The sequence below is a fragment of the Ramlibacter paludis genome (assembly GCF_022012305.1).
In the GTDB taxonomy this organism is placed as follows: Bacteria; Pseudomonadota; Gammaproteobacteria; order Burkholderiales; family Burkholderiaceae_C; genus Ramlibacter; species Ramlibacter paludis.
Window position 1 is genome coordinate 23,187 of sequence record NZ_JAKLTM010000005.1, and the last position, 23,455, is coordinate 46,641.

Annotated in this window: 23 protein-coding genes, 1 pseudogene and 1 riboswitch; of the genes and pseudogenes, 15 read left to right on the forward strand and 9 right to left on the reverse strand. The window is 68.5% G+C overall.

Features of this window, described 5'->3' with window-relative positions:
• Positions 1-17 precede the first annotated feature (17 nt).
• Positions 18-124: riboswitch (S-adenosyl-L-homocysteine riboswitch) on the reverse strand.
• 94 nt (positions 125-218) lie between these two features.
• The 3 genes from LZ009_RS17080 to LZ009_RS17090 are packed head-to-tail and all read left to right on the forward strand — an operon-like array spanning position 219 to position 3,537.
• A complete protein-coding gene (locus LZ009_RS17080; protein WP_275699169.1) occupies positions 219-1,217 on the forward strand; it encodes a glycosyltransferase family 2 protein in 999 nt (332 codons plus the stop codon).
• Positions 1,214-2,704 (forward strand): ArnT family glycosyltransferase, encoded by a 1,491-nt coding sequence (locus tag LZ009_RS17085; protein WP_275699170.1) that lies wholly within the window; start codon positions 1,214-1,216, stop codon positions 2,702-2,704. The genes LZ009_RS17080 and LZ009_RS17085 overlap by 4 nt, the downstream gene beginning before the upstream one ends.
• Positions 2,701-3,537, forward strand: coding sequence for a ChbG/HpnK family deacetylase (locus tag LZ009_RS17090; protein WP_275699171.1), 837 nt, complete (start codon positions 2,701-2,703; stop codon positions 3,535-3,537). The genes LZ009_RS17085 and LZ009_RS17090 overlap by 4 nt, the downstream gene beginning before the upstream one ends.
• 25 nt (positions 3,538-3,562) lie before the next feature.
• Here the strand turns inward: LZ009_RS17090 and LZ009_RS17095 are convergent, their stop codons facing one another.
• Both LZ009_RS17095 and LZ009_RS17100 read right to left on the reverse strand, forming a co-directional pair.
• The gene (locus LZ009_RS17095; protein ID WP_275699172.1) at positions 3,563-4,012 is read right to left on the reverse strand and encodes an Lrp/AsnC family transcriptional regulator; all 450 of its coding nucleotides are present in this window, start codon (positions 4,010-4,012) and stop codon (positions 3,563-3,565) included.
• Positions 4,013-4,029: 17 nt separating this feature from the next.
• The gene (locus LZ009_RS17100; protein ID WP_275699173.1) at positions 4,030-5,076 is read right to left on the reverse strand and encodes a homocysteine S-methyltransferase family protein; all 1,047 of its coding nucleotides are present in this window, start codon (positions 5,074-5,076) and stop codon (positions 4,030-4,032) included.
• 58 nt (positions 5,077-5,134) lie between these two features.
• On the opposite strand from LZ009_RS17100, the gene recQ reads away from it, so the two are divergent.
• A complete protein-coding gene (gene recQ / locus LZ009_RS17105; protein ID WP_275699174.1) occupies positions 5,135-6,991 on the forward strand; it encodes a DNA helicase RecQ in 1,857 nt (618 codons plus the stop codon).
• Here recQ and LZ009_RS17110 read toward each other — a convergent pair.
• Positions 6,988-7,449 carry an Lrp/AsnC family transcriptional regulator gene (locus tag LZ009_RS17110; protein ID WP_275699175.1) on the reverse strand — a complete coding sequence of 154 codons (462 nt, stop codon included), beginning with the start codon at positions 7,447-7,449 and terminating at the stop codon, positions 6,988-6,990. The genes recQ and LZ009_RS17110 overlap by 4 nt on opposite strands.
• 114 nt (positions 7,450-7,563) lie before the next feature.
• Between LZ009_RS17110 and LZ009_RS17115 the strand changes: the two genes are divergently transcribed.
• Positions 7,564-7,782: a DUF6356 family protein gene (locus LZ009_RS17115; protein WP_275699176.1), complete on the forward strand. Its 219-nt coding sequence runs from the start codon at positions 7,564-7,566 to the stop codon at positions 7,780-7,782.
• 7 nt (positions 7,783-7,789) lie between these two features.
• Here the strand turns inward: LZ009_RS17115 and LZ009_RS17120 are convergent, their stop codons facing one another.
• A complete protein-coding gene (locus tag LZ009_RS17120) occupies positions 7,790-10,090 on the reverse strand; it encodes an ATP-binding protein (protein ID WP_275699177.1) in 2,301 nt (766 codons plus the stop codon).
• Between the two features lie 114 nt (positions 10,091-10,204).
• On the opposite strand from LZ009_RS17120, the gene LZ009_RS17125 reads away from it, so the two are divergent.
• The 4 genes from LZ009_RS17125 (at position 10,205) to LZ009_RS17140 (ending at position 14,116) form a co-directional block, all read left to right on the forward strand.
• Positions 10,205-11,407, forward strand: a complete 1,203-nt coding sequence (locus LZ009_RS17125; protein ID WP_275699178.1) for a threonine ammonia-lyase — start codon at positions 10,205-10,207, stop codon at positions 11,405-11,407.
• Complete coding sequence (locus LZ009_RS17130; RefSeq protein WP_275699179.1) at positions 11,404-11,811, forward strand: PaaI family thioesterase; 408 nt, start codon at positions 11,404-11,406, stop codon at positions 11,809-11,811. Before LZ009_RS17125 ends, LZ009_RS17130 begins: the two co-directional genes overlap by 4 nt.
• Positions 11,812-11,840: 29 nt before the next feature.
• Entirely contained in the window at positions 11,841-11,984 is a 144-nt protein-coding gene (locus LZ009_RS17135) for a hypothetical protein (protein ID WP_275699180.1), read from the forward strand.
• A gap of 281 nt (positions 11,985-12,265) precedes the next feature.
• Entirely contained in the window at positions 12,266-14,116 is a 1,851-nt protein-coding gene (locus LZ009_RS17140; protein WP_275699181.1) for a phosphoenolpyruvate carboxykinase (GTP), read from the forward strand.
• A 36-nt stretch (positions 14,117-14,152) separates the two neighbouring features.
• Here LZ009_RS17140 and arsC read toward each other — a convergent pair.
• From arsC to LZ009_RS17155, 3 genes and pseudogenes are all read right to left on the reverse strand, one after another.
• Positions 14,153-14,500 (reverse strand): annotated as a pseudogene (arsC, locus tag LZ009_RS17145) (arsenate reductase (glutaredoxin)); the annotation flags it as partial.
• 61 nt (positions 14,501-14,561) lie between these two features.
• Positions 14,562-14,771, reverse strand: coding sequence for a hypothetical protein (locus tag LZ009_RS17150; RefSeq protein ID WP_275699182.1), 210 nt, complete (start codon positions 14,769-14,771; stop codon positions 14,562-14,564).
• An 8-nt stretch (positions 14,772-14,779) separates the two neighbouring features.
• Positions 14,780-15,091: a hypothetical protein gene (locus LZ009_RS17155; protein WP_275699183.1), complete on the reverse strand. Its 312-nt coding sequence runs from the start codon at positions 15,089-15,091 to the stop codon at positions 14,780-14,782.
• A gap of 117 nt (positions 15,092-15,208) precedes the next feature.
• Between LZ009_RS17155 and LZ009_RS17160 the strand changes: the two genes are divergently transcribed.
• From LZ009_RS17160 to LZ009_RS17180, 5 genes are all read left to right on the forward strand, one after another.
• Entirely contained in the window at positions 15,209-16,162 is a 954-nt protein-coding gene (locus LZ009_RS17160) for a LysR family transcriptional regulator (RefSeq protein WP_275699184.1), read from the forward strand.
• Between the two features lie 69 nt (positions 16,163-16,231).
• Complete coding sequence (locus LZ009_RS17165) at positions 16,232-17,212, forward strand: Bug family tripartite tricarboxylate transporter substrate binding protein (protein WP_275699185.1); 981 nt, start codon at positions 16,232-16,234, stop codon at positions 17,210-17,212.
• A gap of 30 nt (positions 17,213-17,242) precedes the next feature.
• Complete coding sequence (locus LZ009_RS17170) at positions 17,243-18,079, forward strand: metallophosphoesterase (protein WP_275699186.1); 837 nt, start codon at positions 17,243-17,245, stop codon at positions 18,077-18,079.
• Positions 18,080-18,108: 29 nt separating this feature from the next.
• Positions 18,109-18,531: a universal stress protein gene (locus LZ009_RS17175; RefSeq protein WP_275699187.1), complete on the forward strand. Its 423-nt coding sequence runs from the start codon at positions 18,109-18,111 to the stop codon at positions 18,529-18,531.
• 134 nt (positions 18,532-18,665) lie between these two features.
• On the forward strand, positions 18,666-18,791 hold the full coding sequence (locus LZ009_RS17180; RefSeq protein WP_275699188.1) for a hypothetical protein: 126 nt from the start codon (positions 18,666-18,668) through the stop codon (positions 18,789-18,791).
• A 6-nt stretch (positions 18,792-18,797) separates the two neighbouring features.
• Here the strand turns inward: LZ009_RS17180 and LZ009_RS17185 are convergent, their stop codons facing one another.
• Positions 18,798-19,706 (reverse strand): LysR family transcriptional regulator ArgP, encoded by a 909-nt coding sequence (locus LZ009_RS17185; protein ID WP_275699189.1) that lies wholly within the window; start codon positions 19,704-19,706, stop codon positions 18,798-18,800.
• A 76-nt stretch (positions 19,707-19,782) separates the two neighbouring features.
• Here LZ009_RS17185 and LZ009_RS17190 point away from each other — a divergent pair, with 76 nt between their 5' ends.
• Positions 19,783-21,117 (forward strand): D-amino acid dehydrogenase, encoded by a 1,335-nt coding sequence (locus LZ009_RS17190; RefSeq protein WP_275699190.1) that lies wholly within the window; start codon positions 19,783-19,785, stop codon positions 21,115-21,117.
• Positions 21,118-21,135: 18 nt separating this feature from the next.
• Here the strand turns inward: LZ009_RS17190 and LZ009_RS17195 are convergent, their stop codons facing one another.
• Positions 21,136-23,451, reverse strand: a complete 2,316-nt coding sequence (locus LZ009_RS17195) for a xanthine dehydrogenase family protein molybdopterin-binding subunit (RefSeq protein ID WP_275699191.1) — start codon at positions 23,449-23,451, stop codon at positions 21,136-21,138.
• Positions 23,452-23,455 lie beyond the last annotated feature (4 nt).

Sequence of the window (23,455 nt, forward strand, 5' to 3'; positions counted from 1 at the left end):
ACTCACCTCGTTGGGGGTCCGGGTGAGCGCGGTTGATTCCATCTCAAGCCTGACGGACTTGTGGGAGCGCCGCGCGGCGCATGCCGCACGGCCCACAAGTACCGCTGCAGCGCTCCTTGAGCTGCGTCAATTGTACGTGTTGCCCACAGCCCGCCGTTAAGTCAGCCTTAAGCAGGCGCGCCAACACTGGCGTCCGGTTCCACGCAGGAGCGCTTGCCATGAACACCGTCCGCGACCCGATCCCCCGTCCCCTTGTCGCCGAAGCCCGCGACGGGCCGGTGCGCCTGTCGTGCGTGGTCCCCTGCCACAACGAAGCCAGCAACCTCGACCTGCTGCTGCCGCAGCTGTGCGAACTGTTGCCCCGGCTGGCGGCGGCGTGGGAGGTGATCCTGGTGGACGACGGCAGCACCGACCACACGGCGCGGGTGATGCGCGACTGGGCGGAACTCCCCGGCGTCCGCGTGCTGCAGCTGTCGCGCAACTTCGGCAAGGAGGCCGCGCTGACCGCGGGCCTGGAAGCGGCCGCCGGCGACGTCGTCGTGATGATGGACGCCGACCTGCAGCACCCCCCGGCGCTGCTGGCCGACATGCTGGCCCACTGGCGCCGTGGCGCCGACGTCGTCTATGCGGTGCGCCAGGGTCGTTCCGACGAGCCGCTGTTCAAGCGCGCCGGCACGCGGCTCTTCTACCAGCTGCTGAATCGCTTCGACAAGGTGAAGGTGCCGGCGGGCGCGGGGGACTTCCGGCTGCTGGACCGCCGCGCCGTCGACGCCCTGCTGGCCCTGCCCGAGCGCAACCGCTTCATGAAGGGCCTGTACGCGTGGATCGGCTTCCAGAGCGTCGGCCTGCCGTACATGCCGCAGCCGCGCGCCCACGGCCGCAGCCAGTTCAGCCTGGCCAAGCTGGTGGGACTGTCGATCGACGGGCTCACGGCCTTCGCCAACTGGCCGCTGCGCATCGTCGGCGCGCTCGGCAGCGCCCTGGCGCTGGCCGCCTTTGCCTACGGCTTCTGGCTCACGCTGGCCTACATGTTCTACGGGCACCCCATCTCGGGCTGGACCACCATCGTCGTCGTGATGATGCTGTTCTTCGGCATGCAGATGATCTTCCTGGGGATCATCGGCGAATACGTGGCCCGCATCTTCGAGGAGGTGAAGGCCCGCCCGGTTTACCTGGTCAGGCGCGAGTGGGGGCGCGGCCTGGCGGCACGCGGATGATGAAGGCCTGGCTGCGGTCCCCCTGGGCGCCGCTGGCGCTCACCATCGCCTGGCTGGCGGTGACCTCCTGGGCGCGGCCGCTGACCCTGCCCGACGAAGGACGCTACGTCGGCGTCGCCTGGTCCATGCTCACCGGGGGCGACTGGCTGGTGCCGCACCTGAACGGGCTGCCCTACTTCCACAAGCCGCCGCTGTTCTACTGGCTCACCGCCACCGCGCTCTCGGTGCTGGGCGCGAACGAGTGGGCCGCGCGCTTCGCTTCCCTGGCCGGCGCCGCGGGCGGCGCCACCGCGCTGTACCTGTTCGCGCGCCGCTGGATGGGCGAGCGGCAGGCGCGGCTCGCGCTGCTCGCACTGGCGACGCAGCCGCTGTTCTATTTAGGCGCACAGTTCGCCAATCTCGACATGCTGGTCGCCGGCTGTATTGGCGCGACCATCCTCGCGTTCGCGCACGCGGCCTTGTTGCAGGCCGAAGGCCAGCCGGCCCGCGCGGCGCTGGCAGCGGGCTATGTGCTGGCGGCGCTGGGGGTGCTGGCGAAAGGGCTGATCGGGGTGGTGCTGCCGGGGCTGGTGCTTCTGGCATGGTTGCTGGCGCAAAGGCGGCCGCGCGCGGTGCTGGGCTTGCTGTGGCTGCCGGGGGTGGCCCTATTCCTCGCCCTCGCCGCGCCCTGGTTCATCCTGATGCAGCTGCGCTTTCCCGAATTCGCGCACTACTTCTTCGTGGTGCAGCACTTCTCGCGCTTCGCGCAGGGCGGCTTCAACAACGTGCAGCCTGCCTGGTTCTTCCCGGTGGTGCTGGCGGTGCTGGCCCTGCCCTGGTCGGCGTGGCTGCTGCGCGCGCGCGGACGCGATCCCCTGCACCTGCTGCTGTGGATCTGGCTGGCCGCCATCGTGCTGTTCTTCTCGCTGCCGCAGTCCAAGCTGGTGGGCTATGTCCTGCCGGCAACGCTGCCGCTGGCGCTGCTGGCCGCAAGCGCGATGGCCACCGCGAGCCGCGGGTGGCGCGCCTGTGCGCTGGGCGCGGCAGCCACTTGCGTCGTGGCCGCAGGTGTCGCCGCAACGCACTCGCAGGGTTCGGCGCGCGAACTGGGAGCGGCCTTGCGCGCGCGCGCTTTGCCCGGCGAGCGGGTCCTGTTGCTGGAGGGCTCGTACTTCGACCTCGCCTTCTACGGCCGGCTGCCGTTGCCGCCGGTGGTGGTCGATGCCTGGGACGACCCCGCTCTCACCTCGCGCGACAACTGGCGCAAGGAACTGGTCGATGCGGGCCGCTTCGATCCGCAAGCGGCCGCGCGCCTGCTGGTGCTGCCCGATCGCGCCTGCAGCGCGGCTGCGACGTGGGTCGTAGGCAACGCCAAGCTGACGGCGCGCTACCCGTGGCTGCGCGCTGCGCAGCGCGTCGCGAACCAGGGTGACACCGTGCTCTGGCGCCTTGCCACGACCAACGGCTGCCAGGGCGTGCCCAGCCAGAACCCGGTGGGGACCTCGTGACGGCAGCGCCTCGGCGGCTGGCCGTCTGTGTCGACGACTTCGGATTGGGCGAAGGCGTCAACGAGGCAGTCCTCGCCCTGGCCCACCGGGGCCGCATCAGCGCCACCAGCTGCATGGTGGGAGCGGCGCACTTCCCGACCGGCGCGCCGGCGCTTTCCGAGCTGGCGCCTGGCTCGCTCGACGTCGGCCTGCACCTGGACCTGACTGCGTTCCCCTGCGACCTGCGCCTGCGCCGGACCCTGGAGCGATGGATCGTGCTCAGCCACCTGCGCCTGCTGCCGCGCGCTGCCCTGCGGCGCGAGATCGATGCCCAGCTCGATGCTTTCGAACGGGCGTTCGGTCGGCCGCCGTCGCACGTCGACGGGCACGAGCACGTCCACCAGTTGCCCGTCGTGCGGCATGCGTTGCTTGCTGCGCTCGAAGCGCGCTACCGCGATCACCGGCCGTGGCTGCGCAACACGCGTCGGCCGCGCGGAGCCGCGCTGGGGGCGAAGGCCCGGGTGGTCGAGGCCGTCGGAGCAGCGGGCCTGGAACGGCTGGCCACGACCAAGGGATTCCGGCAGAACCGGCATCTGGTGGGGGTCTACGACTTTCGCGGCGACGCGGAACGCTACCTTGCCCTGCTGGCCGCCTGGCTTCGTGCGGCAGGCGACGGCGACCTGCTCATGTGCCATCCGGCCACGCAGTTGGTTTCCGGAGCGACCGGGACGGCGCGCTTGTGGGAATACGAGGTGCTCGCCGGTCCAGCGTTCGGGGCCTTGCTGGCGCGCGAGGGGTTCCGGGTGGTGCCGGGGTTGCCACCCCGGCCTACGGCAGGCAGCCCGTTCTCGTAGGCCGGGGTGGCAACCCCGGCTCTCCCTAGATCGGCAGGTCCGCCTTCTTCATCACCCGCAGCACGAACGAGGACTTGCTGTGGCGGATGCCCTTGATCTTGTACAGCTTCTCGCGCAGCAGCCGCTCGTAGTCGCGCGTGTCCTTCACCGCCACCCGCAGCAGGTAGTCGTATTCACCGGAGACGAGATAGGCCTCGAGCACTTCCGGAATGGTGGCCAGCACCTCGCCAAATTTCTCCAGCGTGTTGTCGGTGTGGCTGTCCAGCGTGAGCTGCACCAGCACCGTGTCGTTCAGGCCCAGCGCCTGCGCGTTCAGGCGCACCGTGTAGCCCTCGATCACGCCGGCCGCTTCCATCTTGCGGATGCGCTCCCAGCAGGGCGAGGCGCTCAGGCCCACGGCCTGGCCGACCTGCTGCAGGCTGGCCCGCGCGTCGGCTTGCAGGACCTTGAGGATTTTCCGGTCGATGGCGTCCATGCCGGAAGGTTATCGGGTCAGGCCGCTTCCTTGTAGAAGAATTCCTTGCGCAGGGAGCGCGTGGCGAGCGGCCGCACGGCGTCGCCGATGGCAGCGATGTGGTCCGGCGTGGTGCCGCAGCAACCGCCGATCAGGTTGACCAGGCCCTCGGCCGCGAACTCACGCAGCAGCCGCGAGGTGTCGGCGGGCGTCTCGTCGAAGCCGGTCTCGCTCATGGGATTGGGCAGGCCGGCGTTGGGGTAGCAGCTGATGAAGGTGTCGCCCGCCACCTTGTGCAGCTCCTGGATGTAGGGCCGCATCAGCGCCGCGCCGAGCGCGCAGTTCAGGCCAATGGCCAGCGGCCGTGCGTGGCGCACGCTGTGCCAGAAGGCGCTGACCGTCTGACCGCTGAGGATGCGGCCGGAGGCGTCGGTGACCGTGCCGCTGACGATCAGCGGCAGGCGCTCGCCCGTGTCGGCGAAGTATTCCTCGATGGCAAACAGCGCCGCCTTGGCGTTGAGCGTGTCGAAGATGGTTTCCACCAGCAGCAGGTCGGCGCCGCCTTCCACCAGGCCTTCGACCTGCTCGTAGTAGGCGGCGCGTAGCTGCTCGAAATCGACGTTGCGCGCGCCCGGGTCGTTGACGTCGGGGCTGATGCTGGCGGTGCGCGGCGTCGGGCCGAGGGCGCCGGCGACGAAGCGCGGATGGTCGGGCGTCGAGAACTTGTCCGCCGCCTGGCGCGCCAGCCTGGCCGCCGCGACGTTCATCTCGCGCGCCAGATGGCCCAGGCCGTAGTCGTCCTGCGCGATCGAATTGGCACCGAAGGTGTTGGTCTCGATGATGTCGGCGCCGGCGGCGAGGTAGCCCTCGTGGATGTCGCGGATCACGTCGGGCCGCGTCAGCACCAGCAGGTCGCCGTTGTTCTTCAGGTCCTTGGGATGGTCCTTGAAGCGTTCGCCGCGGTAATCGGCCTCCGTCAGCTTGAAGCGCTGGATCATGGTGCCCATGGCGCCATCGAGGATCGCGATGCGCTTGGCCAGCAGGTCCGGCAGGGCCTGGCCACGGGTATAGATCACAGGTTTCATGGTCCTCGAATTCTAGGGACAAAGCGTTGGATACCTGCGCTCAGGGACAATCATGGACTTGGCAAACGCTCTCTCCATCCTCAAGGACGTCTTCGGCTACGGCGCCTTCCGCGGCCCGCAGGCGGACATCGTCGACCACGTCGTCGCCGGCGGCGACGCATTGGTTCTCATGCCCACCGGCGGCGGCAAGTCGCTGTGCTACCAGATCCCGGCGCTGGCGCGCCAGCAGGCGGGGCACGGCATCACCATCGTCGTCTCGCCCCTGATCGCGCTGATGCACGACCAGGTCGGCGCGCTGCACGAGCTGGGGGTGGAAGCCGCCTTCCTGAACTCCACGCTGAGCATGGAGGAAGCCAACGCGGTCGAGCGCAAGATGATGCGCGGCGAGCTGACCATGGTCTACGCCGCACCGGAGCGCATCACCACGCCGCGCTTCCTGGACCTGCTGGACACGCTGCAGGCCAAGGGCCAGCTGAGCCTGTTCGCCATCGACGAGGCGCATTGCGTGAGCCAGTGGGGCCACGACTTCCGCCCGGAATACCGCGCCCTCGCCTTGCTGCACGAGCGCTATGCCGGCGTGCCGCGCATCGCGCTCACCGCCACGGCCGACGGCACCACCCGCGCCGACATCGTGCAGCACCTCCAGCTGCAGGAGGCGCGCCAGTTCGTCAGCAGCTTCGACCGCCCCAACATCCGCTACGCCATCGAGGAAAAGAAGGACGCCTCGCTGCAGCTGCTGCGCTTCATCGAGCGCGAGCACGCCGGCGAAGCGGGCATCGTGTACTGCCAGTCGCGCAAGCGCGTGGAGGAAGTGGCGGCCATGCTGTGCAAGGAAGGCATGGACGCCCTGCCCTATCACGCGGGGCTGGACCCCGAAGTGCGGCAACGCCACCAGGACCGCTTCCTGCGCGAGGAAGGCGTGGTGATGACCGCCACCATCGCCTTCGGCATGGGCATCGACAAGCCGGACGTGCGCTTCGTGGCCCACCTCGACCTGCCGAAGAACATCGAGGGCTACTACCAGGAGACGGGCCGCGCCGGCCGCGATGGCCTACCTTCCGACGCCTGGATGGCCTACGGCCTGCAGGACGTGGTGAACCAGCGCCGCATGATCGACGAGAGCCCGGCGCCCGACGAATTCAAGCAGGTGCTGCGCGGCAAGCTCGACGCGCTGCTGGCGCTGGCCGAGGCCACCGATTGCCGGCGCGTGCGTTTGCTCGGCTACTTCGGCGAGCCTTCGCAGCCCTGCGGCAACTGCGACAACTGCCTGCAGCCGCCGGCGGTGTGGGACGGCACCGAGGCCGCGCGCATGCTGCTGTCGACGATCTACCGCGTGCAGCAGGCCAACAACCTGCACTTCGGCGCCGGGCACGTCATGGACATCCTGCGCGGCAAGGTCACCGACAAGGTCAAGCAGTTCGGCCACGAGTCGCTGTCGACGTTCGGCATCGGTGCCCACTTTTCCGAGCAGCAGTTGCGCGGCGTGCTGCGGCAGTTGATCGCGACGGGCGCGCTGGCGGTCGATGCGTCGGCCTTCAACACGCTGCACCTCACGGCGGGCTCGCGCGCGGTGCTCAAGGGCGAGCAGCCGGTGCAGCTGCGCGAGTCGATCAGCCAGCCGGCCGGGCGCGCGCGGCGCGAGCGCGGCAGCGGCAAGTCGGCGCCTTCGGCAGCGGCGGCCAGCCTCACCGCGGACGGGCAGGAGCGCTTCGCCGCGCTCAAGGCCTGGCGCACGGGGGTGGCGAAGCAGCACAACCTGCCGGCGTACGTCATCTTCCACGACGCGACGCTGGCGGCCATCGCGGCGCTGGACCCGAAGTCGCTGGGCGAGCTGGAAGGCGTCAGCGGCATCGGCGCAGCGAAGCTGGACAAGTACGGACCAGGCGTGCTCGACGCGCTGCAGGCCCTGGCTTAGTCGGCGTAGTCGAGCGGCAGCTCGGTCGTTGCCTTGAGCACTTCCATCGCGAAGCCGGAGCTCACGTCCTGCAAATCGACCGCGGCGATCAGGCGCTTGTAGACCTTGTCGTAGCCCGCGATGTCGGGCACCACCACCTTCAGCAGGTAGTCGACGTCGCCGCTCATGCGATAGATCTCGATGATCTCGGGAATGTCCCTGGCCGCGCGCACGAAGCGCTTCATCCAGGCGTCGCTGTGCTCGCCCGCGCGCAGCGAAACGAAGACGGTGACCGGCACATTGAGCTTGCGCGGATCGCACAGCGCCACCTGCTTCTGGATCACGCCCGATTCGTACAGCTTCTGCACGCGGCGCCAGCAGGGCGTGGACGAGAGGTTCACCGCCTGCGCGAGCTCGGCCAGCGGGGTGGCCGCGTTCTTCTGCAGGAGGGCAAGGATTTGCAGGTCTTTCTTGTCCATGGCGAGCATTTTCCACGGATTGATGAAACCGAAGCAATCATTGCTCTTGGGTGGCGCGGGCGGCGCGCGATTTCGCAAGCAATTTCCACTGGACCTTGCCTAGACTTGGCGGCCATGAAGCCCTTGATCGCACCGTTCACCGCCCATCCGCGCAGCGTGGGCGAAAGCTACTGGGAGCACATGGGTGTGTCGCTCTCGTTCGCGGGCACCATGCTGCTGGCCGCCGGGGCGGCGCTGGTGCATGCGGTGCTGCCCTTCCTCTTCGTGCGCACCGGCAGCGGCATCATCGACCGCCTGCACCAGCGCATGGTGGCGCAGCGCGCGCGCCGCTGAACGGCCCTTATTGCAGGAAGCCGATGCCGCGCGATTCGCGCACTTCGGGCTTGATCCGGTGCTCCGCTTCCAGCTGCTCGAGGAATTCCTCGGGCGTGAAGCTCGCAGCCAGGATGTCGACCTGGCGCTTCACCGCGGCGAAGTCGCCGGGACAAAGCTGGTCGAGCTTGTGCAGGCGCTCCGCCAGTGAAGGAGTGAGTGCGGCGGCATCGCCATCCAGCGCCTCGGTGGCGAACATCCGCTCGCGCTGCTCCACCGTCAGCGGCCGGAACCTGATCTTGAAGGCAAAGCGCCGCAGCGCCGCCTGGTCGATGCGGTCCATCAGGTTGGTGGTGCAGACGAAGATGCCGTTGAAACGCTCCATGCCCTGCAGCATCTCGTTGACCTCGGTCACCTCGTAGGTGCGCTGGGCGCCGCGCCGGTCCTGCAGGAAGGAATCGGCCTCGTCCAGCAGCAGCAGCGCCTTTTCGGCCTCGGCCTCGCGGAACATGGCGGCCATGTTCTGCTCGGTCTCGCCGACGAACTTGCTCATGAGGTCGCTGGCCTGCTTGACCAGCAGGGGCCGGTCCAGGCTGCGCGCGATGTGTTCGGCCAGCGCCGTCTTGCCGGTACCCGGCGCGCCGTAGAAGCACAGCGTGCCGTGGCCGCGCGCCTTGAGCGCCTCGACGATGCGCGGCACCTCGAAGCGCGACTCCACGTTCAGCATGCCGAGGTCGTAGGTCGTGACGCTGCGCCGGGCGCCGGCGTCGCTGCGCGTGCCCAGCGCCTGGTCGGCGTTGCGCAGCTGGCGCTCGATCAGGCCTTCCATCGCCAGCTCGCCCTCCGCCTGCGCCAGCCCGGCGAAGCGCACCGCGGTGCGGATCTGCGCCGGCGTCAGGCCCTTGCGCGAGGTGAGCTTGGCGACGAAGGCGTCGGACACCGCCACGCCTTCCAGCGTCTTGCGGACGATTCCTTCGCGCGCGCCGGGCGGCGGCGACTTCAGTTCCAGGTGGTAGGCGAAGCGGCGGCGGAACGCCGGGTCGATCTGTTCGATGCGGTTGGTGACCCACACCGTCGGCACCGGGTTGGATTCCAGGATCTGGTTGACCCAGGCCTTGCCGCTGACGCTGCCGGAAGGCGGCGCCACGATCTGCTCGGCGCGCGCCATCATCTGCGCTGCTTCGCTGGAGATCGGCGGGAAGACGTCCTCCACCTCGTCGAACAGCAGCGCGGCCTGCGCGCTGCCTTTCAGGAACACCTGGGCGATCTGCAGCGAGCGGTAGCGATCGCGTCCCGACAGCGAGTTGCCGTCGCGGTCGGCGTATTCGACTTCGAACAACTCCAGCCCCGCAGCTTGCGCCACCACCTTGGCGAGCTCGGTCTTGCCGGTGCCCGGCGGGCCGTACAGCAGCACGTTGACGCCCGGCTCCTTGCGCTCGATGGCATTGCGCAGCAGCGCGCGCAGCACCTTGGCATCGTCGGCCACGAAGCCGAAGTCGTCGAGCGTGAGCGTGCTCTTGGCCGAGGGCCGCGTGAACACCGCCATCAGCTCGCTCTGGTCGCGGTACTCGCGCATCAGCACCGGCGGCAGCTTTTCGCTGACCTTCATCAGGTCCGCCAGGTCGGTGATGTTGTGCTCGGAGATCAGGTTCTCGACCAGCCCGATGCGTTCCAGCCGCGAGCCGGCGCGCAGGGCCTCGCCGACTTCGGCGGCGTTGACGCCGGCCACTTCGGCAATGGCGGCATAGGCCTCGGGCGCGTTGTTCACCTTGAATTCGACCAGCAGGCTGCGCAGGTCGCGCTGGTAGCGCGCCAGCGTTCCGTAAAGCAGCAGCGCCCGCTCCGCCTTGTTCAATTGCAGCAGGCTGGCCAAGGCGTCGATGTTCTTTTCGACCAGGGTCGAGTGCTTCTTCAGCGCATGCGTCAGCCACTCGCCGGTGACGGTGAGCACCGACAGCAGGTCCTTGGGCTGGTCCTTGGCGTATTCGTCCAGGTAGAAGAACAGCGTGCCTTCTTCGTAGGGGCCGCGCCAGACGCCGTGCCGGTCGAGGAATTCACGCGTGGCCAGCTGCTCGTGGCCGCGCCAGAACTCGTTGTCCTTGCAGCGGCGGCCCAGGAACTCGCGCAGGCGCTCCAGCGACGGCGCCGGCCAGGCCAGGTGGCGGCCGGCCAACGACAAGAGGCCATTGAGGTCGCGGCGCACGTTGAACTTGGCGCCTTGCTTGGCCGCGAGGGTCAGCACGAAATGCGAGCACATCAGGTCCAGGACGGGAGCATCCTTGAGACCCGGTGAGGGCAGCACCTGCAGATCCAGCGAACGCTTGGCCAATCGACCTCCGTGGAGCAACGCGCCTGAACGATAACGCGGCTTGATGCTACATGGAAGACACGGCGCGGGGGACCATCCCGACCCCCCATTTCGCGGGGCGTGCAGAATTGCCGGATGATCGGCCTTCCCGAAATCCGCCAAGCCGCCCGCCGCCTGCAGGGGCAGGTGCTCGACACACCCTGCGTGGAGTCGCGCACCCTCTCGCAGATCGCGGGCTGCCAGGTCTTCCTGAAATTCGAGAACCTGCAGTTCACCGCCTCCTTCAAGGAGCGGGGCGCGTGCAACAAGCTCGTCCAGCTCAGCGATGAGGAAAAGAAGCGCGGCGTGGTGGCCATGAGCGCCGGCAACCACGCCCAGGGCGTGGCTTATCACGCGCAACGCCTCGGCTTGCGCGCGGTCATCGTCATGCCGCGCTTCACGCCGGGGGTGAAGGTCGAGCGCACCCGCAGCTTCGGCGCGGAAGTCGTGCTGCACGGCGACACGCTGGAGGAGGCCCGGGCCCACGCGATGGAACTGGCCGATCGCGAGAAACTGACCTTCGTCCACCCTTACGACGACGAAGCCATCATCGCCGGGCAGGGCACCGTTGGCATCGAGATGCTGGAAGCCGTGCCGCAGCTGGACACCCTGGTGGTGGCCATCGGCGGCGGCGGGATGATCAGCGGCGTGGCGGCGGCCGCCAAGGCGCTGAAGCCGGGCATCCGGGTGATCGGCGTGCAGACGGTGCGCTTTCCCAACATGTACAACGCGGTCAAGAAGACCGCGCTGCCGCAGGGCGGCTCGACCATTGCCGAGGGCATTGCCGTCGGCAAGCCGGGCGCCATCACCCAGAAGATGATCGAGCGCTACGTCGACGACATCGTCCTGGTCGACGAGGGCGACATCGAGCAGGCCATCGTGATGCTGCTGGAGATCGAGAAGACCCTGGTGGAAGGCGCCGGCGCGGCCTCGCTCGCTGCGATGGTGAAGGAGCCGGCGCTCTTTGCGGGCCGCAAGGTCGGGCTGGTGCTTTCGGGCGGCAACATCGACCCGATGCTGCTGTCGGCCATCATCCAGCGCGGCCTGGTGCGCGCCGGCCGGCTGACGCGGGTGCGGGTCTGCGCCCGCGACGTGCCCGGCTCGCTGGCGCGGATCACCGCGGTGGTGGGCGAGGCCGGCGCCAACATCGACGAAGTACACCACCAGCGCCACTTCACCTTGCTGGCGGCGCAGAACGTGGAGATCGAGCTGGTGCTGCAGACGCGCGGACGCGACCACATCCAGTCCGTGCTGGAGGCGCTGCGTGCCGCCGGCTTCGAGGCGGAGGAGCAGAAATGACGGACACCCGGACCCTGGACGCGGCCCTGGCCGAATATTTCGCCCCGTGGGTGCAGGAGCTCGGGTTGCGGGCCGAGGCGGTCGACGCCGAAAGCGCGACCCTGCGCCTGCCCCAGGGCGACCGCCTGTCGCGCGTGGGCGGCATGCTGTGCGGCCAGGCCATGATGGCGGCGGCCGATACGGCGATGGTGATGGCGCTGATCAACCAGTTCGGCGAGTTCCGGCCCTGCACCACGGTGCAGATGAACACCACGTTCCTGAAACCGCTGTCGGGCCAGGACGCGCTGGTGCAGGCGAAGATCGTGCGCGCCGGCAAGAGCCTGGCCTTCGGCGAAATCGACATCCGCGGGGCGCAGGACGGCAAGAGCGTGTGCCGGGCGAGCGTGACCTACGCCCTCTTGTAAAATACCCGGAACCGTCCTAGAGGAAAGCCATGTCCAGCCCGAACGAACCGCACAGCCATTACGAATCCCATGACCCGGTGGAGTCGGTCGTCCCGGCGATCCCCGTGGTGCTGCCGCTCGTGGGCGGCGCCCTGATGTTCCTGCTGGCTTTCATCGCCATCTACATGGCCTGAGCGCCCCGGTTCCACATTCCCAAGAATGCCCCCTGGCTGACCGGCCAGGGGGCATTTTGTTTTTCAGCGGCCCGGTCCAGCCCGTCCGCATAAAGTCATGCATCTTTTGCATGGCTTTCGCATGGCCCAGCAGGGGTTCTTCCTAAAATAAGCGCTCCAGCCGACCCGCATTCCAGCGTCCGCCGACTGCCAAGCCTGTTTCCAAAAGGGCGCCTGCGGCTCGCGTTCCCCGCCACAAGCTCCTTTTTGAAAACACGTTTTCAAACTCAGGAGCTTTTTCGATGAACTCTCCCGTGATGCAGGGACTGAACCTGCAGGCCCCGGCCTTCGTGAAGAACGCGAAGCTGATTGCCTGGGTGGCCGACATGGTCGCCCTGTGCAAGCCCGAGCGCGTCTACTGGTGCGACGGCAGCCAGGAGGAATACGACCGCCTGTGCCAGCTGCTGGTCGACGCCGGCACCTTCAAGAAGCTGAACCCGGCCAAGCGCCCCAATTCCTACCTGGCCTGGTCCGACCCGACCGACGTGGCCCGCGTCGAGGACCGCACCTTCATCTGCTCGCGCAACAAGGACGATGCCGGCCCGACCAACAACTGGGTCGCGCCCGATGAAATGCGCGCCACGCTGCAGCCCCTGTTCGACGGCTGCATGAAGGGCCGCACGATGTACGTCGTGCCCTTCTCGATGGGCCCGCTCGGCTCGCCCATCGCGCACATCGGCATCGAGCTTTCCGACAGCCCGTACGTGGCCGTCAACATGCGCATCATGACCCGCATGGGCAAGGCCGTGTACGACGTGCTGGGCGTCGACGGCGAGTTCGTGCCCTGCGTGCACACCGTGGGCGCGCCGCTGAAGGCCGGCGAGAAGGACCAGACCTCCTGGCCTTGCAACAAGACCAAGTACATCGTCCACTACCCCGAGACGCGCGAGATCTGGTCGTACGGCTCCGGCTACGGCGGCAACGCGCTGCTGGGCAAGAAGTGCTTCGCCCTGCGCATCGCCTCCAACATGGGCCGCGACGAAGGCTGGCTGGCCGAACACATGCTGATCCTGGGCGTGACCAAGCCGGACGGCAAGAAGTACCACGTGGCTGCCGCCTTCCCCTCCGCCTGCGGCAAGACCAACTTCGCGATGCTGGTGCCGCCGGAAGGCTTCGAAGGCTGGAAGGTCACCACCATCGGCGACGACATCGCCTGGATCAAGCCCGGTGCCGACGGCAAGCTGTACGCGATCAACCCGGAAGCCGGCTACTTCGGCGTCGCCCCGGGCACCAACACGCTGACCAACCCGAACTGCATGGCGAGCCTGGACAAGGACGTCATCTTCACCAACGTGGCGCTGACCGACGACGGCGACGTGTGGTGGGAAGGCATGAGCGACGCCCCCGCCCACTGCATCGACTGGCAGGGCAAGGACTGGACGCCGCAGATCGCCAAGGAAACGGGCGCCAAGGCCGCCCACCCGAACGCGCGCTTCACCGTCGCCGCCACCAACAACCCGGCGCTCGACGATGCCTGGGACGACCCCAAGGGCGTGGCGATCGACGCCTTCGTGTTCGGCGGTCGCCGCTCCAACACCGTGCCGCTGGTGAGCGAAGGCCGCAACTGGACCGAAGGCGTGTACATGGCCGCGACCATGGGCTCCGAAACGACGGCCGCGATCGTCGGCCAGGTCGGCGTCGTGCGCCGCGACCCCTTCGCCATGCTGGCTTTCGCCGGCTACAACATGAGCGACTACTTCCAGCACTGGCTCGACCTGGGCAAGAAGCTGGAAGCCAAGGGCGCCAAGCTGCCGAAGATCTTCACCACCAACTGGTTCCGCAAGGGTCCGGACGGCAAGTTCGTCTGGCCCGGCTACGGCGAGAACATGCGCGTGCTGAAGTGGATGATCGACCGCATCGAAGGCAAGGTGCCCGGCACGCAGCACGCGTTCGGCATCAGCCCCTCCTACGGCGAAGTGAACTGGAAGGGCCTGGACTTCACGGCCACCCAGTTCGAGCAGGTCACCAGCATCGACCGCGAGGCCTGGGCCAAGGAGCTGCAGCTGCACGAAGAGCTGTTCCAGCAGCTGGCCACGCGGCTGCCGGCGGAGCTGAAGAGGACCAAGGCGCAGATCGAGCAGCGCCTCGGCTGATGGAAACAAGGCCCGCCACCGCGGGCCTTTTCATTTCAGCAGCGGCAGCACTTCCTCGGCCGGCCGGCACAGCTTCGTGCCGCGCGCGGTGCGCACGATCGGGCGGTTCATCAGGATCGGATGCTGCTGCATGAAGTCGAGCAGCTGGTCGTCCGTCCACTTCGTGTCGGCGAGGCCCAGCTCGCCGTAGACCGCTTCCTTCTCGCGCAGGAAGGAGCGCAGCGGCTGGCCCGACTCGGCGACGATCTTGCGCATCGCTTCTTTCGACGGCGGCGTCTTCAGGTACTCGACGACGTGCGGCTCGATGCCGGCCGCGCGGATCAAGGCCAGCGTGTTGCGGCTGGTGCCGCAGGCGGGGTTGTGGAAGATGGTGACTTCGGCCATGCGCGCATTGTCCCCGCCAAAGCAAAAGGCCACCCGGAGGTGGCCTTGCTGCGGTGCGATCTCAGTCGCGCCAGGGCTTGAGCTTGTACTGCGAAAGCAGCGGGACGGCGGGCGGGGTCGCCGGCGCCTTGCGCGCCAGCCAGGCTTCCTGCCGCTGCAGCTGGCGGGACACCGCGCGGCGGTGCGACCAGCGGTCCAGGCTGCGCAGCAGCGGACCGGGCAGCAGCTGGAGCAGTCCCGCTACCAGGGAGCTGGGAGCGAGGGTGCCCATGTCGGTGCTCAGTAGTAACCGCGGACGTCGCGGGCGGCGTCACGGCTCATCGCGCGGCTGAGGTCAGCCATCACGCGGGCGTCGGTCAGCGCGACGTTCCACAGGCGCTCGTCTTCACGGCGGGCGCGGCGGGCGTCGGCCTGCTTCTCGAGCACGGCGCCAACCTTGGCGGCGGCGCGGCGCAGCGGCGCGCCGATGAAGGCCAGCGTGGCCAGGACGGCGTGCGTGGTGCTGAAATTCCCCAGGGCTTCGACGCCGCGGGAAACGCGGGTGATGCCCGGGTGTTGAATGCTGAGTTCGCTGTTGACGAAACGTGCCATTTTTCTTACCCCTTCTCAACGCTTGTGGCGGTATTGCCGGGTGCGTGGAGTGAAATATAGGGGTTACCCTGATATTTGGCCACTTTTGATTAGTGATGCCTATCATTCACTAAACGTATGACGACCAACTTCCGGACCCTGGACCTGAACCTGCTGCGGGTGTTCGACCAGGTCATGGCCGAACGCAACCTGACCCGCGCCGCCCGCAACCTGTCGATGACCCAGCCGGCCGTGAGCAATGCCTTGAACCGGCTGCGGGAGGCGCTGGGCGACCGGCTGGTGGCCCGCAGCGGCTATGGCGTCGAGCCCACGCCGCGCGCTCTGGCGCTGTGGCCCTCGATCGCCGACGCGCTGCGCCAGCTGGAAGCCTCGATCACGCCGGGCCAGTTCATCGCCTCCGAGGCCACCACCACCTTCAACCTGGCGATGGCCGACGCCACGGCAGCCGCCCTGATGCCGGGCCTCGTCGAGATCCTGGAAGCCGACGCGCCCGGCGTGTCGATGCGCACCGTGCCCCTGACCACGCGCGACCCGCGCCGGCTGCTCGACGAGGGCCAGATCGACGTCGCGGTCGGCTTCTTCCCGGCGGTGCTGGCGGCCCTGTCCGCGCAGGGCGAAGGCGCGGGCATGGCCGCCTTCGACCACCAGCGCCTGTACGACGGCGAATATGTCTGCGTGATGCGCGTCGACCACCCGCTGGCCAAAGGCCCCATGACGCTCAAGCGCTACCTCTCGGCGCGCCACCTGCTGGTGAGCTTTTCCGGCCGGCCCTTCGGCTTCATGGACGAAGCGCTGGCGTCCCTGGGCAAGAAGCGGCGCGTGGTGCTGACGGTCAACCAGTTCTTCACCGCCGGCCGGGTGGTCGCCAACTCGGATCTGCTCACCGTGCTGCCGCGGCACTTCGTCGGCGCCACCGCGCGGTCCGAGCAGCTGGCGCTGCGCGAGCTGCCCTTCGAGGTGCCGCCGGTGCACGTCGACGCGCTCTGGCACCGCCGCCAGGGCCAGCGCAGCGACCATGCCTGGCTGCGCCTCGCGCTGGCCGCCGCCGCCCGGAAGGCCTTCGACCACTAGCCGCGCGGCGGGCTTGCCGCGGGCATGGCCCTTGCGTACGCTGGGGGCACATCTTCGCGAGGAACTCCCATGGCCAGCCGCCACCATTCCACCCGCCGCCGCTTCCTGCAGGCCATGAGCGCCGGCGCCGCTGCCGCGTCCCTGCCCGCCTTTGCCGCCTGGCCGGACCGGCCGATCAAGATCGTCGTCACCTTCCCGGCCGGCGGCGCCAGCGACATCGTGGCGCGCCAGCTGGGCGAGCAGCTGGCGCAGAAGCTGGGGCAGGCGGTGGTGATCGACAACCGGCCGGGCGCAGGCGGCAGCGTCGGCGGGCTGGTCGTGCACACCGCGGCGGCCGACGGCTACACGCTGATGCTGTCGAACTCCACGCCGATCTCGATCGGGCCCTTCGCGCTGGAAAAGCAGCCTTACGACCCGGTGGAAGGCTTCACCCACATCGCCCTCATCGGTTCGGCGCCCTGCGTGGTGATGGCCAACCCGAAGGCGCCGTTCCGGACCATTCCCGAACTGGAAGCCTTCGCGAAGAAGAACGGCCGGCTCGACTTCGGCTCCGGCGGGCCCGCGTCCATCGGTCACATCTACGGCGAGCTGATGAAGACCAACCTGGGCGTGAACATGGTGCACGTGCCCTACCGCGGCGGCGCGCCGATGACGACCGACCTGATCGCCGGCGTGGTACCCGTGGGCATCGACGTGGTGACGGCCTTCGTGCCTTACTTCAAGTCGGGGCAGATCGTGCCGCTGGCCGTGACCTCGGCCAACCGCTCGCCGCTGGTGCCCGACGTGCCCAGCGTCGTCGAATCGGGCCATCGCAAGCTGGTGCTCGACAACTTCTTCGGGCTGTCGGGGCCGCCGAAGATGCCGGCGGACGTCGTCGCGCGCCTGAACGCCGCCACCAACGAGATCCTGGCTTCGGCCGACTTCAAGAAGAAGCTGGTCGACCTGGGCATCAGCGCGTCCCCGGTCAGCCAGCCGGCCTTTGCCGGCTTCGTGAAGGAGCAGGTCGCGCAACTGGCGCCCACGGTGAAAGGCGCCGGCGTCCGGCTCTGACGCACCCGGGGCCACCCGCACAATAGGCGGGTGAAATTCCAGCTGATGTCCGACCTCCACCTGGAGTCGCACCCGAATTACCGACCCCGCCCCGCGCCCGGCGCCGACTTGCTGGTGCTGGCGGGGGACATCGGCTCCTACCAGCGCGGCTCGCGCCTGGACGATGAGGAGTTCGGCTTGGCGCGCGTGGCGCCGCGCCACGGCTGGCCGGTGCCGGTGCTCTACGTGCCGGGCAACCACGAATACGACAACCTCGACTTCGACGCCACCCACGCGCGGCTGCGTGCCACCTGCGAGCGCCTGGGCATCACCTGGCTGGAGCGCGAAGAGCTGGTCATGCAAGGCGTGCGCTTCCTCGGCACCACCCTGTGGTCGGACTTCGATGCGCTCGCGCTCGCGCCCGGCCAGCCCGAGCCGACGCTCGGCCAATTGCTCAAGGCGCGCAACAAGGCTTTCCGCGCCGCCAACTACTACCTGGTGAAAGCGGCGGCGCACCGGCATGGCCAGCCCATGCTGGCCGAAGCCTGGCGCGAACAGGCGCTCGCCTGCCAGGCCTGGCTGAAGGACGCACTGGCGCGGCCGTTCGATGGCAGCACGGTAGTCATCACGCATTTCGCGCCCAGCCTGCGCAGCGCCGACCCGCGCTACGGCCTCACGCCCGGCACCGCCGGCTTCTGCAATTCGCTCGATCCGCTGCTGGCCCAGACGCAGCTGTGGGTCCACGGCCACCTGCATTGCCAGCACGATTACCTGGCCGAAGGCTGCCGCGTGGTCGCCAACACCCTGGGCTACGCGGCCAAGGGCGAGCAGGCCGATTTCCGCGAGGACTGCGTGGTGGAAGTGCCGGTGCGCACCGCGGCGTGCTAGCCTGCGGCGGCAACCACCAAGGAGGCTCCATGAAGATCCTGCTAGCCGTCGACGGCAGCGAGTACACCCGCAAGATGCTCGACTACGTGTGCACCAACCGCCCGCTGTTCGACCCCAGCCACACCTTCATGCTGTTCAACGCGCAGGCACCCTTGCCGCCGCACGCGCGCTCGGCGCTGGGTGCGAACGTGGTGAATGACTACTACGCGGACGAAGCGAGGAAGGTGCTGGAGCCGGCGATCGCCACGCTGGCCGCGCAGGGCATCCAGGCGCAAAGCCAGTGGAAGGTGGGCAACGTGGGCGACACCATCGCCGCCTTCGCCAAGGAAGGCCGCTACGACATGATCATCATGGGCAGCCACGGCCATGGCTCGCTCGCGCGGCTGGTGATGGGATCCGTCACCACGCAGGTGCTCGCGCAATGCGGCGTGCCGGTGCTCCTGATCCGTTAATTGCGCACGGGCGCGTTGCGCCATCCTTACCGCCGCAAACAAATGCGGCGGCTACTTTACGATTCCGATGTGCGCGCGCAGCGCACCTCACCGACACTGGGAGCGTTCATCACCTGATGCCGGGAGCGCCTGCCATGAAACCGCTGTGGATCCAAACGCTGGTCTGGGTCGCCGCCGTGGCTGTCGCCCTGCTGTTCGCATTCGCCGGCCCCGACGGCACGGACTTCAAGGCGCCGCAGGGCGCCGCCGTCCCGCGCTGAGCTTCTTCAGGCCAGCGCCTGCGACGCCGCGGCCGTGAGCGCCGCGCTCAGCTGGTCCAAGACTTCCGACTGCAGGTTCCAGCAGTGCCAATACAGCTGGATCGGTAGCGCCGCCTGCGGCGCCAGGTTCACCAGCTCCCCCTGCGCGATCAAGCCGCGCACCAGCAGTTCCGGCACCACGCTCACGCCCCAACCCGCCAGGACCGCGCGCACCTGGCCTTCCGAGCTGGGCACGAAGATCTGGTTCAGCGCGACGCGCCGCAGGCCGAAGGCCTTGCCGACGAACTCGGACTGCATGTCGTCCTTGCGGTTGAAGGCGATGAAGGGCGCGTCGCGGAAGTTGTGCGCGGTGAGCCCTTCGGGGAAATGCTCCTTCGCGTAACCGGGCTGCGCGATGGCGATGTATTCCATCGCGCCCAGCGGCACGACCTTGCAGCCGCGCAAGGCCTGCTTCAGCGTGGTGATGCAGCCCAGCACTTGCCCTTCGCGCAGCCACTCGTCGGTGAAGTCCTGGTCGTCGGTGATGATCTCCAGCGGGAGGCCTTGCCTCGCCAGGTCGTTCAACGCGGGCAATGTCCAGGTTGCGAGGCTGTCGGCGTTGACGGCAATGGAGATGCGTTCCTCTTCGCGCGCGCCGCCGGTGGAGCTGGGCGCCAGCTCGCGCAGGTCGCGCTCCAGGTCGGCGCGCAGCAGCCGGACCTGCTTGGTGTGCTTCAGCAGCAGGTTGCCGGCCGAGGTCGGCCGCAAGGGACGGCTGCGCACGATGAGCACGGTGCCCACCTGCGCTTCCAGGGCGCGCAACCTCTGCGATACCGCCGATTGCGTGATGTTGAGGCGCTGCGCCGCGCGCTCGAAACCGCCTTCTTCCACGATGGCGGCGAGGCATTCCAACGCGGCCTGGTCATAGGTACTCATATAAGCATTGCTGATGGAGCCCGAGACAGTTTAATTCGGCTTTTGAAAATCGGCGATCCGGACCAAACTGGGAAGCATGAAAACCTTGGTACTCGGCGCCGGCATCATCGGCATCAGCACCGCGTGGCACCTCGCCGAACGCGGCCATGAAGTCATCGTTGTCGACCGCCAGCCGGGCGCCGCGCTCGAGACCAGTTTTGCCAATGCCGCGCAGATCTCGGTGAGTTACTGCGAGCCGTGGGCCAACAAGCACGCGCCCGCCAAGCTGCTGAAGTGGATGTTCCGCAACGACGCCCCGCTGCTGTTCCGCCCGCAGCTGGACTGGCAGCAATGGCGCTGGGGCCTGCAGTTCCTGGCCCAGTGCAACGACAGCGCCTTCGAGCGCAACGTGCAGCAGCTGGTGGCGCTGGGCAACTACAGCCACGCCGCGCTGAAGGACGTCGTCGCCGCCACCGGCATCGAATACAACCGCCTGGAAAAGGGCATCGCGCACTTCTACACCGACCAGAAGGCCTTCGACGACGCCGGCGACGCCGCCGCGCTGATGCGCAAGTACGGCGTGGACCGCAAGGTCGTCAGCCGCGACGAGCTGTTCGCGATCGAACCGGCCTTCCGCAACTTCGACCGCATCGTTGGCGGCACTTACACCGCCAGCGACGAGAGCGGTGACGCCCGCGTCTTCACGCAGAAGCTGGCAGAGCTGTGCAAGGCGCGCGGCGTGGTGTTCCTGTACGGCCACGACATCGCCCAGCTGGAAACCGCCGGCGGCGCGATCGAGGCCGTGCGCATCCGCGACCGCGAATCGGGCGCCATGCAGCGCCTGGCCGCCGACCAGGTCGTCGTGGCCTGCGGCTCCTACACCGCGCCGCTGCTGCGCCAGGTGGGCGTGTCGCTGCCGATCTACCCGGGCAAGGGCTACAGCGCGACCTTCAAGCTGAAGGACGCGGCCGCCGCGCCTTTCGTGAGCACCATCGACGACGAAGTGAAGGTGGCGATGAGCCGCCTGGGCGACGAGCTGCGCGTGGCCGGCACCATCGAGCTGTCGGGCTACGACGCGACGCTGGACACCACGCTGGCGCAAGCGCGCTGCCGCATGCTGGCCGAGCGCATCGAGAAGGTGCTGCCGGGCGTGTGCGACACCCGCATGCCGGAAGAAGGCGGCCAGCCGAACTTCTGGACCGGCCTGCGCCCCGCGACGCCGACCAACATCCCGTACATCGGCCGCACCAAGGTGCAAGGCCTGTGGGTCAACGCCGGCCACGGCACGCTGGGCTGGACCCACGGCGCCGGTTCGGGCAAGGCGATGGCGGAGCTGATCAGCGGCCGCCTGCCGCGGATGGCGTTCAACTTCTACGGCTACGAGAAGAACGAGCGCGGCTTCGAAGAATCGGAGCTGTCGCTGAACACCTGAGGCGCCTGGCCTCCGGCTTCACGCCGCGTTCAACCACTCCCACACCTTCGGCGCCGTCAACGGCATCTGCAAGGTCGGCGCGATGTGCGGCTTGCCCGCCCGCGCCAGCGCATCGGCCACCGCGTTGACCACGCTCGGCGCCGCACCGATGGTGCCGAGCTCGCCCACGCCCTTCACGCCGAGCGGATTGTTCTTGCAGGGCACCGTCTCGTTCATCTCGGTCAAGAACTCGCAGGCCACGATGTCCGCGCGCGGCGCGGCGTAATCCATCAGGCTGCCCGTGAGCAGCTGGCCGCTTTGCGGGTCGTAGACCATCGCCTCGCACAGCGCCTGGCCGATGCCCTGCACCGCGCCGCCATCGAGCTGGCCGCGCACGATCATCGGGTTCACCACGCGGCCGATGTCGTTCACGCTCGAATACTTCACCACCTGCACCTCGCCCGTCGCCGGATCGAGCTCGACCTCGCTGATGTGGCAGCCGTTCGGCCAGCTGGGCCCCGCCACCGTGCTCGTGTGGTCGGTGAAGATGCGCCGCTCCGGCTGGCGCGCCGCCACCTCGAACAGCGAGATGCCGACGTCGGTGCCTTTCACCGAGAAGCGCCCGGCCGCGTAGTCGAGATCGGCAGGCGACGCTTCCAGCGCTTGGCCGGCCAGCTGGCGCGCGGAGTCCAGCGTCTTCTCCGCGCCCAGGTGCAGCGAGGAGCCGCCGGTGAACAATGAACGCGAGCCCGCGCTGCCGAAGCCGTCGCCACGATCCGTATCGCCCAGGACCACCCGCACCTGCTCCAGCGGCACGCCGAACACGTCGACCACCAGCTGCGCCAGCGTCGTCGCGATGCCCTGCCCCATCTGGTTGACCGCGGAGAACACCTCGATCACGCCGTCGGCCTTGACGTCGACGGTGACGCGCTCTTCCAGCACGTTGCCGCCGGTCCACTCGAGGAAGGTGGCGATGCCCAGCCCGCGCAGCTTGCCCGCTGCCTTGCTTTGCGCGGCGCGCTGCGCGAAGCCGCTCCAGTCGGCCAGCGCCAGCCCCTGGTCCATGATCTTCTCGAACTCGCCCACGTCGTAGACCTGCCCCATCGGGTTCTTGTAGGGCATCTGCGCCGGCTGGATGAAGTTGCGGCGGCGCAGTTCGACGCGATCGATGCCGGTCTGGCGCGCCGCTTCGTCCATCAGCCGCTCCATGATGAAGATGGCTTCCGGCCGGCCGGCGCCGCGGTACGCACCCGTCGAAGCTTCGTTGGAAAGCACCGCCTGGAAGTGGTAGTCCACCACCGGCACGTGGTACACGCTGGTCTGCACCCACGGCCCGATCAATAAGGGGATCAGCATGCCGGTGGCGGTGGCATAGGCGCCGACGTTGGCGCGCGAGCGCAGCCGCAGGCCGAGGATCTTGCCGTCCTGCGCCAGCGCCAGCTCGGCCTGCGCGCGCTGGTCGCGGCCATGGAAGGACGAGAGGAATTCCTCGCTCCGATCGGCGATCCATTTCACCGGCGCCTTCAGCGTCCAGGCCGCCCAGGCGACCGCGGCGTCTTCCGGATAGATGCCGGTCTTCATGCCGAAGCCGCCGCCGACGTCGCCCACCGTCACCCGCACTTGCGCAGGCGGCAGGCCCAGGATGTCGTTGGCCAGCGAGTTGCGCACGCCCGAAGGCATCTGGCTGCTCATGCGCAGCGTGAGGCGGCCATCGTCGGCGGTCCAGGCCAGCACCGAGCGCGGCTCGATGGAAACCGCGGCTACGCGCTGGTTGGTGATGTCCAGCTTCACCACGTGCGCGGCCTGCGCGAAAGCCGCATCGGTCGCCTTCGCATCGCCATGGCGCAGCTGCGCGGCGATGTTGCCGGTGGCTTCCTCGTGCACCAGCGGTGCGCCCTCCGCGCTGGCCGCGTCCACGCCGGTGACCTGCGGCAGTTCCTCGTACTCGACCCAAACTGCCTCGGCGGCATCGCGCGCCTGCTGCAGGGTGTCGGCCACGACGAAGGCCACCGGCTCGCCCACGTAGCGGACGCGCTCGTGCGCCAGCACGCGGCGGGGCGGGGTCCTCGGCTTCGAGCCGTCGGGCAGCGCCGGCAGGCCGGGAATCGGCTTGACGCCGGCCGCCGCCAGCTCGGCGCCCGTCACCACCTTGTGCACGCCCGGCATGGACGCCGCATTGGCCGTGTCGATGGCGACGACGCGCGCATGCGGATACGGCGAGCGCACGAACACCAGCCGTAGCTGGCCCGCGGGAGCGAGATCATCGGTGTACTGGCCGGTGCCCTTGAGCAGCCCTTCGTCCTCGATCCGCTGGACGGACTGGCCGCTGCCGAAACGTTGCGCGATGGTGGTCATGGCG